Annotated in this window: 7 protein-coding genes; 2 read left to right on the top strand and 5 right to left on the bottom strand. The window is 73.7% G+C overall.

The annotated features are described in order from the left end of the window. The 5 genes from AB0O67_RS33685 to AB0O67_RS33665 all read right to left on the bottom strand — a co-directional run. Window positions 1-156: glycosyltransferase (locus AB0O67_RS33685; RefSeq protein ID WP_365458639.1), on the bottom strand; the 156-nt coding region annotated here is incomplete at its 3' end. A 155-nt stretch (window positions 157-311) separates the two neighbouring features. Next, on the bottom strand, window positions 312-1,187 hold the full coding sequence (locus AB0O67_RS33680; protein ID WP_365458634.1) for a carbohydrate ABC transporter permease: 876 nt from the start codon (window positions 1,185-1,187) through the stop codon (window positions 312-314). Then, window positions 1,184-2,464, bottom strand: a complete 1,281-nt coding sequence (locus tag AB0O67_RS33675; RefSeq protein WP_365458631.1) for a sugar ABC transporter permease — start codon at window positions 2,462-2,464, stop codon at window positions 1,184-1,186. The genes AB0O67_RS33680 and AB0O67_RS33675 overlap by 4 nt, the downstream gene beginning before the upstream one ends. Before the next feature lie 76 nt (window positions 2,465-2,540). After that, window positions 2,541-3,923, bottom strand: a complete 1,383-nt coding sequence (locus AB0O67_RS33670) for an ABC transporter substrate-binding protein (RefSeq protein ID WP_365458628.1) — start codon at window positions 3,921-3,923, stop codon at window positions 2,541-2,543. Between the two features lie 174 nt (window positions 3,924-4,097). After that, complete coding sequence (locus tag AB0O67_RS33665; protein WP_365458636.1) at window positions 4,098-7,712, bottom strand: FHA domain-containing protein; 3,615 nt, start codon at window positions 7,710-7,712, stop codon at window positions 4,098-4,100. A gap of 354 nt (window positions 7,713-8,066) precedes the next feature. Here AB0O67_RS33665 and AB0O67_RS33660 point away from each other — a divergent pair, with 354 nt between their 5' ends. Then, entirely contained in the window at window positions 8,067-9,749 is a 1,683-nt protein-coding gene (locus AB0O67_RS33660; RefSeq protein ID WP_365458624.1) for a serine/threonine-protein kinase, read from the top strand. A 108-nt stretch (window positions 9,750-9,857) separates the two neighbouring features. Next, window positions 9,858-10,964: serine/threonine-protein kinase (locus tag AB0O67_RS33655; protein WP_365458621.1), on the top strand; the 1,107-nt coding region annotated here is incomplete at its 3' end.

Genomic DNA, 10,964 nt, shown 5'->3' with positions numbered 1-10,964 from the left:
GAACTCCTCGACGATCTCGCCGCGGGCGTCCGGCGAGCGGTCGTCGACCACGATCAGTTCGAGCTCGGTACACGACTGGCCGAGCACCGATTCCAGGCACTCGTGCAGATACGCCTGCACCTGGTACGCGGGGACGATGACACTGAGCCTGGGCAAGGGGCATCCATGGGTCGGCGGGTCTGCGCGGGCGTTCTGCCCGGGAACGGCCGATGGAGTGAATTGGTTACGGTGTGTACGGCCTGCGGGGCATACGGCCGTGAACGCGTAGGGGCGGGCCGTTTCCCGGCCCGCCCCAAGGTCGTTCCTCGACCTCACTTCACCGCGCCCGCCATCACCCCGGACACGAACTGCCGCTGGAAGGCGAAGAAGACGGCCAGCGGAATCACCATCGAGATGAACGCGCCGGGAGCCAGCACGTCGATGTTGTTCCCGAACTGCCGTACCTGCGTCTGCAGCGCCACCGTGATCGGCTGGCTGCCGGAGTCGGTGAACACCAGCGCCACCAGCATGTCGTTCCACACCCACAGGAACTGGAAGATGCCCAGGCTCGCGATCGCGGGCCCGCCGAGCGGCATCACCACCCGTGCGAACAGCCGCAGTTCACCGGCTCCGTCCAGCCGCGCCGCCTCCAGCAGCTCGCGCGGGATCTCCGCGAAGAAGTTCCGCAGCAGGAACACCGCGAAGGGCAGACCGAAGCCGACGTGGAACAGGATCACGCCGAGCATCGAGCCGAACAGCCCGACGGAGCCGAAGAGTTCGGCGATCGGGATCAGCGCCACCTGCACCGGGACGACCAGCAGACCGACCACGCCCAGGAACCACCAGTCCCGGCCCGGGAACTCCATCCACGCGAAGGCGTAGCCGGCGAGCGAGCCGATGACCACGACCAGCACGGTCGCCGGGACCGTGATCAGCACCGTGTTGAGCAGGGAGCCGGTGATGTCCCCGTTGCTCAGCAGCTTGTCGTAGCTCTCGAAGGTGAGTTGGGCCGGCTCGGTGAACACCGTCCACCAGCCGCTCTCGTTCATGTCCGTCGGGGTGCGCAGGGACGAGAGCAGCAGACCGATGGTCGGCACCAGCCAGAACAGGCCGACGACGATCAGGAAGACCCGCATCAGACCGCCGCTGACACCTTGTGCCAGGCGTGAGCCGAGGGACTCCTTGCCTTTCGCGGACTCCGTGGTCATCGCCGCACCTCCCGCCTGAGCCTGCGGACGTTGAACCACATCACCGGGATCACCAGCAGCAGCAGGAACACCGCGATGGCGCTCGCGACGCCCGGCTGGTCCTCGGAGAAGCCCTTGCGGTACAGCTCCAGCGCGAGCACGTTCGCGTCGTCCTGGGAGGAGCCCGGGGCGATGATGAAGACCAGGTCGAAGACCTTCAGCACATTGATCATCAGGGTGACGGCGACAACCGCGAGGACGGGGGCGAGCAGCGGCACCGTGACCCGCCGGAACACCTGCCACTCGCTGGCCCCGTCCACCCGTGCCGCCTCCAGCAGCTCACGTGGCATCCCCGCCAGCCCGGCGGCGATGAGCACCATCGCGAAGCCCGCCCACATCCAGATGTACGACCCGATGATGGCCGGGGTGACCAGCGACGGGCCGAGCCAGTCCAGCCCGTTGTACGGCTCCTTGAAGTTGCCGGCGGGGAGCCTCAGCTGGGCCCCGTCGGCGGTGGCCGGGAGCGTGAAGGTGCCGTCGGCGGCCGCCGTGGCCGAGGCGACCACCTTGCCGTCCCTGACCGCCTCGACCTTCATGCCGGGATAGCCCAGCTCGGAGGCGTCCGGGGCGTTGAGGGTGCCGACACCCTCGCCGCGGGTGAAGTCCTGCCAGGTGGTGCCGGTGACCTTGCCCGGGTCGGCCTGCGCCGCCACGGCCTTCACGGCGCCGTCGGGCATCTGGTCGGGGGCGACGCCCACCAGGGGCAGGCCCACCGGCTCGCCCAGGCGGACCGGCTCCTTGGTGACGAAGCCGCCGCCGTCCGCCGCCAGCGGGGACTCCCGGCCCGGGTGCGCCTTCGGGAACGCCGACGACTGGGCGAACGTGTCGTGCACCCCCACCCACACCGCGTTCGCCACACCCTTGTCCGGGTCCTGGTCGTAGACGAGCCGGAAGATGATGCCCGCCGCCAGCATCGAGATCGCCATCGGCATGAAGACGACCAGCTTGAACGCCGTGCCCCAGCGCACCCGTTCGGTCAGCACCGCGAAGATCAGCCCGAGCGCGGTCGCGACCGTCGGCGCGAACACCACCCAGATGATGTTGTTCTTCAGCGCCGTACGGATGCCCTCGTCGGTGAACAGCGCCTGGTAGTTGTCGAATCCGGCGAAGCCGTCGCCGGACTGGTCGTAGAAGCTGCGCACGACCGAGTACCCGATCGGGTAGACCACGAGCGCGCCGAGCAGCACCAGGGCGGGCAGCAGGAACAGCGCTGCCACCGTCCTGCGGGTGCCGGTCACGCTCTTGCGACTACGGGGAGGGGTCCCGGCCTTGGTGGGCGGGACCCCTGCCGTGGATGCCGACGCCATGGCCGGCTCAGTCTCCGTACGCCGTTGCCGCGTCGGCCTCCAGCTGCTCCTGGGTGCCCTTGACGTCCTTCGGGTTCTTCAGGAAGTCCTGCAGCGCCTTCCACTCGCCCTTGCCGGGCGTGCCGCCGAAGGCCTGCGGGGCTTGGTCGGACATGTCGAAGCGGAAGTCGTCACCGGCCGCGACCAGCGCTTTGGCCATCTCCTGCTGCACCGCGTTCGGATACGCCTTCGGGTCCACGTTCTTGTTCGGCGACAGATAGCCGCCGAGCTTCGCCTGGATGGTCGCCGCGTCCGGCGAGGCCAGGAACGTGGCCAGGGCCTGCGCGGCCTTCGAGTCCTCCAGGATGACCGCCGCGTCACCGCCGGAGACGACCGGCTCGGTGTCGCCGACCTTGGGGAACGCGAACACCTTGGCGTCCGTGCCCACCTCGGCGTCCGTCTCCGCGATGTTGACCTGCACGAAGTCGCCCTCGTAGACCATGCCCGCCTTCGGCTGGTCGCCACCGGTGAAGGTCTGCGTGACGGAGGCCGGGAACTCGGTCTGCAGCGCGCCGCTCGCGCCGCCCGCGATGTAGTCCTGCTTGCCCCAGATCTGCGCCAGCGTGGTCAGGGCCTCGGTGACGGTCGGGTCGGTCCACTTGATCTCGTGCTTGGCCAGCTGGTCGTACTTCTCCGGGCCGGCCTGCGAGAGATAGACGTTCTCGAACCAGTCCGTCAGCGTCCAGCCGTCGGCACCGCCGACGGAGAACGGGGTGACGCCGGAGTCGTAGATCGTCTGGGCTGTGGAGAGCAGGTCCTGCCAGGTCTGGGGTTCCTCGGCGCCCGCGTTCTCGAAGACCTGGGTGTTGTACCAGATCAGAGACTTGTTGGCGGCCTTGTAGTAGACGCCGTACTGCTTGCCGTCGACCTTGCCGAGGTCCTGCCAGCCCTGCGAGTAGTTCTTGCCGAGCTGCTCCTGGGCCTCCGTCCCGACCGGCTTGGCCCAGCCCTTGTCCACGGCCTGCTGGATGGCGCCGACCTGGGGGAGCATCGCGATGTCCGGCGGCGCGCCGCCCGCGATCTTGGAGCCCAGGAAGTTGATGATCGGGTCCTGCGCGGGCACGAAGGTCACCTTGGCGCCGGTCCGCTTCTCGAACTCCTGCAGCACCTTCTTGAAGTTGGCCTGCTCCGGGCCGGTCCAGACGGCGGCGACCTCCAGGCTCTCGCCGTCCAGCTTCGGGAGTGTCACGGTGGTGGCGGTCTCGTCCGTACCGCCGCTTCCTTCGTTTCCGCTGTCGTCGTCGCCCCCGCAGGCGCTCAGCGAGAGCGCGAGCGCTCCCGCCAGTGCGGCCGCCGCGGTGCGGGCGGTCCTGCGAGTGCGGGTGCGGCTGTCGGTGATGCTCCTGTGCATTACGGCCCCGTTCTTCGTCCTCGTCGAACGTGCGAGCGCTGTCCCGTGGCACTGGTCTACGCCGGGTCCGTGGGGTCGGCAAGAGCGCGAACCGTGTCAAGTCGGCGATCGTGACCGCGTCGTGACTGTTCAGCGGGCGGGAGCGGGGCGGTGACTACACTCGCCCGCAGGTGCCTACAGCAGCGACGGCACCTCCGAGGCGGACACCTCCCGGGCCGCCCGCTCCAGCGCGCTCGCCAGGAGGGCCAGGTCCGTCGGCCCGTTGCCCAGTTCGCGGACCGGGCGCCGGGTGGGCGGGTCGCCCATCCTGTGCCACTCCAGTGGGACGACGGTCGGCCGCAGCGTCGCCGTGCGCGGGATACGGCCGGTGACCCGGCCTCCCTGGAACGGCGTGATCCGTCCGTCGGGATGCGTCAACCGGCCCCGGCCGGGCGCCGGTTCGTCGGGTCCCGGCGCGGGGGCGTCGAGGGTGACGCGCAGCGAGGCCCGCCGGGCGGGCTCGGTCTCGGCCGTACGGCCGCCCGGCCCGGCGGCGGCCACCAGGTGCACGCCGAGCCGCTCGCCCTCGCGGGCCACCGCCTCCAGCGCGCGCATCACGGACCCGGCCGCGGGCCGGCCCGGAGAGCCCAGCGGGGGTGCGACCAGGGCGTCCAGGTCGTCGACGACCACGACGAGGCGGGGCAGCGGGGGCACGTCGTCCGTCGGGCGGCGGGGGGCGGCCGGGCGCAGCCGCAGGGTGGCGCTGGGCGGGGTGTCCAGGTCACCGGCACCGGCGGTGGGCGCCGCGCGCTGGCTGACCATGCGGCCCGACACCGCACGCCCGGTGTGCCACTCCGCGAAGTGCGAGCGGCCGAGCAGCTCCGCGCGGCGCTTCAGCTCGGCCGACAGGGACTGGGCGAACTCCCGCATGCGGACCGGGTCGTTCGCGAGGAGGTGCGTGGTGACGTGCGGGATGTCCATGCACAGGTGCAGTCCGTCGCCGTGCCCGCTGCCCGCGCCCACGCTGTCCCGGCCGTCCATCAGCACCAGGCTCAGCCGGTCGGGCCGTTCGGCGGCGGCGAGCGAGGCCACGACGGCACGCAGCAGCTCCGTACGTCCGCTGCCGGGCGGGCCCTCGACCAGCAGGTGCGGTCCCTCGACGACGAGGTCGGCGGCGACCGGGCCGCGCGGGCCGGCGCCGAGTACGGCGTGCGCCCGGCCGCCGAGGGCGTCGGTGTCGTCGGCGGCGTCGGCCCAACGGGTCATGAGAGAGGCGGGGGTGGCCCGCGCCAGGCCCAACTCGTCCAGCAGGCGGGCTGCCTGGGGGAGAGGGGTGCTGACGCGCGCGAGCCGGGTGCCGGTGGCGGACGCGTCCGTGCGCAGGGGAGCGAGGGCCCGGGCGAACCGCTCGGCCCATGCGGGGGAGACGGCGTCCACGACGCCGACCGTGCCGTGGCCCACGGGGGCGGGGTGCGAGGAGGCGGATCCGGACGCGGATCCGGTCGCGTCGGCTCCTGCTGTGGGCCGGGCGATACGGAGCAGGCGGAGGGCTGTCGCCACATCGCCGCTGAGCAGGGCGACGGCTCCGCAGTCACGGAACGCCGGGGCCGCGGCGCAGGCGGCCTCGAAGGTCTCGATGACCGGGGAGGCGGGGGAGGCCGAGGCGGTCTCGGCGAGGCAGATGACATGGATGCCGGCCTGCGGGCCCTCCAGGGTCAGGCGTGCCACGGCCTCGCGGAGACCGGCGCCGCCGGGATCGCCGTCGACGACGAGGACCGTGCGGGGGCCGGGGAGACCGGCGGGGTCCGCCGCGCCGGAGGCCGCGTCGTCGGGGCGGGCCCAGGCCGGGCGGGGGGACGGGGCGTCCGGGGCGTGGGCCGGCGTCCCGGTGGTCCCGGGGAGCTGCCGGCCCGAAGACGCGGTGGCCGTCCCGGTGCCGCCCGCGCCGCCCCGATCCGTGAGGTGGTCGTCCAGACGGCGCAGGAGCTCGTCGGTGCGGGCCGCGGCCTGTTCGCGGTCGTGGGCCAGGAGGAGACGGCAGTCCTGGCCGTGGGCCGGGCGCAGATGCGGCAACCAGCCGAGCCAGGACCACTCCGCGGTGCGCTCCTCCAGGGCGCGCGCACGGTCCGTGCTGATCAGGACGATCTCCAGGGCGTCGGGGGAGTGCAGCGCGGCGAGCTGGGCCACGACCGCGCGCGCGAGCCCGGCCAGGCGCGGGCGCGGACCGGCCAGGCCGAGGGCGCCGACCTCGCGCAGATCGGCGGTGACCGGCACCGCGGGCAGCAGCCCCGAGCCGTCCGGCGCCGCCCGGTCCGCCGTACCGAGTCGCACGGTGAGTGCTTCGGGGTGCCCTGGCCCGCGCTCCCACAGCCGGGGCCCGGGGCCGAGCGCGGTCAGCAGCAGTGCGGCCGGGTCCGGCCACGTCTCCTGCGCGTCGGCGCGGACGGGCGGGGCCACGGCTCCGCCCTCCGGTTCGACGTCGTACGTCCCCTGCGTGGCCGCGTCCTGTTCGGCGCCGCGCCCGCCGGCCAGCCGCCGCGCCCACGCCGTGAGCCCGCCTCGCCTGCGCACGCCCTGCGGTACGTCGGTGCCGCGCAGCGGCGTGCCTTTGCGGTGGCCGGGGGCGGCACCGGCGGGGGCGTCGAACGCGCCGGCGCCCAGCCGTCCCCCGTGCGTCCCGTCACCGGAGGGCGCGGCGGGGCCGGGGCCCGGGTGCGGGTCCTGCGGACCGGCGCCGCGGCTCTCGATGCGGGGTGCCTTGCCCTGCTCGGGCACGAGGGGCGGCGGTGTCGGCGAGTGCTCCTTGGCGCGGGCATCTGGTCCGGGTGCTCCGGGCTGCCGGTCGTGGGGGTCCGTGCCCTCCTTCGGCTGCGCGTGGGCCGTGCCCGCCCGCGTGTACGCGTCCTTGTCCATGGGCGCCGTGTCGTGGGCCGTGCCCGGCGTACCGAGCCCTCGGTCCTCCTGGGCAGCGCCCGCCGCCGGGCCCTGCGCGGCGGCCGCGCCGCCTCCCGGCAGCCCCCAGCCCCCGGCAGCCCCGTAGGCATGCCCCGCCCTCCCGGACGGTCCGTCCGGGAGGACCGCCGGAGATCCGGCCGGGGACGATCCGCCGCCCGTCCGGCCGACCCGCACACATCCCTCGCCGTCCGGTGCCGTCCCGACCCGCCGCCCCGGCCCGCCGGCCGGTGCCAGCCGCAGCGTGGACTCGCCGATCCGCAGCAGCGCACCCGGCGTGAAGCGCACCGGGCGGGTGCCCACGCGCGTGCCGTCGAGCGTCGTGCCGTTGGTCGAATCGAGGTCGGCGACGGCGACGCGCCCGTCCGCGCCCAGGGTCACCGCGCAGTGGACGCGGGAGACGTCGGGGTCGTCGAGCGGGACGTCGGCCTCGGCGGAACGGCCGACGCGGACCTCGCCGCCGTGCAGCAGATGGACGCCGCCCGCGTCGGGGCCGGCGACCACGTCCAGGCGGGCCGGGGCGTCGTCCAGCTCGGGGTGGGGCTCGGGGGCGGCCGGGCCGCCCACGGACAGCACGGCGCCGTCGAGCAGCGGCGGCTCACCCAGGGTGCAGCGCTGCGGGTCGAGCCGCTCCGCACCGGCGTACAGCACCACGGGCCCCGACGGAACGTCGCCGCAGGCCGCCGCGGCCAGGCCCGAGGCCACCGCGGACAGGGCGGTGCCGGCGGGTGCCGTGACCAGCACGTCGCGGCTCGCGGCCCGGCCTCGCGGCGACGGGGGTCCCCCCTGCTCCGGCGGAGTCGGGAACTCGGGCGAGGGCGGGCCCAGCGGGTCTACGACGGTCAGCCGGATCTGCATCGCCGTCAGCGGTCCCTTCTGCACGGGCGCGGAGATCCCCCACCCCACACGAGCACGTCGGCCAGTACTGCACGCATCCTCGCACCTGCCACTGACAAAGCGCCCGCCGCTCCGGAACAAGTGATCTTGATTGGTCGGCTCTGCCCGCAAAAGTGCCTGCCCAGGACGGCGCCGGCGATCAGTTGAGATCAGTCACGTCCGTCTTGCGGCAACCGTGAGACAAGGGCGAGCGTCTTTCCTCCGAACACGTGCGGGAACGAGTACGCAGGAAGCTCGGCGGACGACAGCCCGCCCCCGCCCACCACGGCACTACAGTGGGTCGGACCATGCAAGCAAGCAGCAGGGAGCCATGACGTGCGGCCGGTAGGGAGCAAGTACCTCCTTGAGGAGCCGCTTGGACGCGGCGCCACAGGCACCGTCTGGCGAGCCCGCCAGCGGGAGACCGCCGGGGCCGAGGCGGCCGTGCCCGGGCAGCCCGGCGAGACCGTCGCGATCAAGGTCCTCAAGGAGGAGCTCGCGAGCGACCCCGACATCGTGATGCGGTTCCTGCGCGAGCGGTCCGTGCTGCTCCGCCTGACCCATCCGAACATCGTCCGGGTCCGCGACCTGGTCGTCGAGGGCGATCTGCTGGCCCTGGTCATGGACCTCGTCGACGGTCCCGACCTGCACCGCTACCTGCGCGAGAACGGCCCCTTCACGCCCGTCGCCGCCGCGCTGCTCACGGCGCAGATCGCCGACGCGCTGGCCGCCAGCCACGCCGACGGCGTGGTGCACCGCGACCTCAAGCCGGCGAACGTGCTGCTCATGCAGGGCGGCGGCCAGATGCACCCGATGCTGACCGACTTCGGCATCGCCCGCCTCGCGGACTCGCCCGGCCTGACCCGCACCCACGAGTTCGTGGGCACGCCCGCGTATGTCGCGCCGGAGTCCGCCGAGGGCCGCCCGCAGACCTCCGCCGTCGACATCTACGGCGCCGGCATCCTGCTGTACGAGCTGGTCACCGGCCGTCCGCCGTTCTCCGGCAGCTCGGCCCTCGAGGTCCTGCACCAGCACCTGAGCGCCGAGCCGCGCCGCCCCTCCACCGTCCCCGAACCGCTGTGGACGGTCATAGAGCGCTGTCTGCGCAAGAACCCCGCGGAGCGGCCCAGCGCCGAGAACCTCGCGCGCGGGCTGCGTGTCGTCGCCGAGGGCGTCGGTGTGCACGCGAACTCCGCGCAGATCGCCGCCGCCGAGAGCGTCGCCGTGCTCCTCGCCCCCGACCCGGCGCCCGCGCCGGTCCCCGGCACGCCCGGCGCGTCCGACCCGACGCAGGTGCTGCCGCACGGGGCGCCCGGCTACGACCCGAACGCGGCGACCAGCGTGCTGCCGCACACCGGGGGCCCGGCCGGCGCCGCCGACCCCACCGCCGTGCTGCCCAACACCGGTCCCGGCGGTGCCGACCCGACCCAGGTCCTGCCGCACGGGCAGCAGCCCGAGCAGCCGCACCCCTGGCAGACCCAGCTGCGCGCCGCACGCGACCGCAACGAGCAGACCCAGGTCCAGTACCTCGATCCCGACGAGGATCCGCTGCGCCGCCGCCCGCAGCGGCAGGTCGCCCGCCCGCAGCAGCAGCCCCAGCAGCAGCGACCCCAGCAGCGCCAGCAGCAGCGTCCCCCGCAGGGACCGCCGCCCGGATACGGCTATCCCCAGCAGCAGCAACAGCCGCAGCAGTACGCCCCGCAGCGTCAGCAACAGCCCCAGCGGTACGCCCCGCCGCCCACGCCCGAGCCCCAGCGGCCGGCGCGCGAGCCGCGTCAGCCGCGGCAGCGCGGCGCCAATCCGATGCGGATCCCGGGCCTCGGGTGTCTGAAGGGATGCCTGTTCACGATCGTCATCCTGTTCGTGGCCGGCTGGCTGATCTGGGAGCTGAGCCCGCTCCAGGAGTGGATCGGCACCGGCAAGAGCTACTGGGACCAGCTCACGGACTGGTTCGAAACGGTCACCGGATGGATCGGGGACCTGGGCGGCTCCGGAGGCTCCGGTACGTCCACGCCGTAGCGGGTCAGTTGATTTGTCGACACCTGCCGGGTGATTTCCGCCTCCGCGGTGAAGGTTGGCTCCTCGGACGCGTAGTTTTAGCGACAACACGCGTCTGTAGGAGCAGCCTTGGCACGGAAGATCGGTAGCCGGTACACCGCCAACCAGATCCTGGGGCGGGGCAGCGCCGGCACGGTGTGGCTGGGCGACGGACCCGAGGGGCCCGTCGCCATCAAGCTGCTGCGTGAGGATCTGGCCTCCGACCAGGAGCTCGTGGGGCGCTTCGTCCAGGAGCGGACGGCCCTGCTCGGCCTGGAGCACCCGAACGTCGTCTCCGTCCGCGACCTGGTGGTCGACGGCAACGATCTCGCGCTCGTCATGGACCTGGTCCGCGGCACGGACCTGCGCACCCGGCTGGACCGGGAGCGGCGGCTGGCGCCCGAGGCGGCGGTCGCGATCGCGGCGGACGTCGCGGAGGGGCTGGCGGCGGCACACGCGGCCGGCGTGGTGCACCGGGACGTCAAGCCGGAGAACGTCCTGCTGGACATGCAGGGCCCGCTCGGACCGGGCGGCTCGCACCGCGCCCTGCTGACGGACTTCGGTGTCGCCAAACTGATCGACTCCCCGCGCCGGACCCGCGCCACGAAGATCATCGGCACGCCGGACTATCTGGCACCGGAGATCGTGGAGGGCCTCCCGCCCCGGGCCTCCGTGGACATCTACGCGCTGGCGACCGTGCTCTACGAGCTGCTGGCCGGCTTCACCCCCTTCGGCGGCGGCCACCCCGGCGCGGTGCTCCGCCGGCACGTCACGGAGACGGTCGTCCCCCTCCCCGGCATCCCGGAGGAGCTGTGGCAGCTGCTGGTGCAGTGCCTGGCGAAGGCGCCGGCCTCGCGGCTTCGGGCGTCCGAGCTGGCCGCCCGCCTGCGCGAGCAGCTCCCGATACTGCGCGGGATGCCGCCGCTGGACGTGGACGAGCCGGACACGGAGCCGGAGGAGCCCGCCGAGGCACCGCCGGCCGGGCAGCCGGAGACGCCGGTACGGGTACGCCGGGGCGCGGTCCCGTTGGTCCCCGGCGCGAAGCCCGACTCCAACCGCGACACCCATACGTCGATGAGGGTCCCGGCGCCCGACGAGCTGGCCGGCGGCGCGCGAGGCACCGCCCGGGCCCCCCGCACCGCGGGCGCCCCCCGGCCCGGTTCGGCCCGCCACCGCTCCACCACCCGGCGCCGCCGC

The sequence above is a fragment of the Streptomyces sp. NPDC086077 genome (assembly GCF_040686175.1).
Classification (GTDB): Bacteria; Actinomycetota; Actinomycetes; order Streptomycetales; family Streptomycetaceae; genus Streptomyces.
This window is presented reverse-complemented; position numbering and strand designations above follow the sequence as displayed.

What these genes read in the sequence shown, in the direction of transcription:
- AB0O67_RS33680 (WP_365458634.1), bottom strand. Translation starts at nt 1,187, where the DNA reads ATGACCACGGAGTCCGCGAAAGGCAAGGAGTCCCTCGGCTCACGCCTG.
- AB0O67_RS33670 (WP_365458628.1), bottom strand. Translation starts at nt 3,923, where the DNA reads ATGCACAGGAGCATCACCGACAGCCGCACCCGCACTCGCAGGACCGCC.
- AB0O67_RS33665 (WP_365458636.1), bottom strand. Translation starts at nt 7,712, where the DNA reads ATGCAGATCCGGCTGACCGTCGTAGACCCGCTGGGCCCGCCCTCGCCC.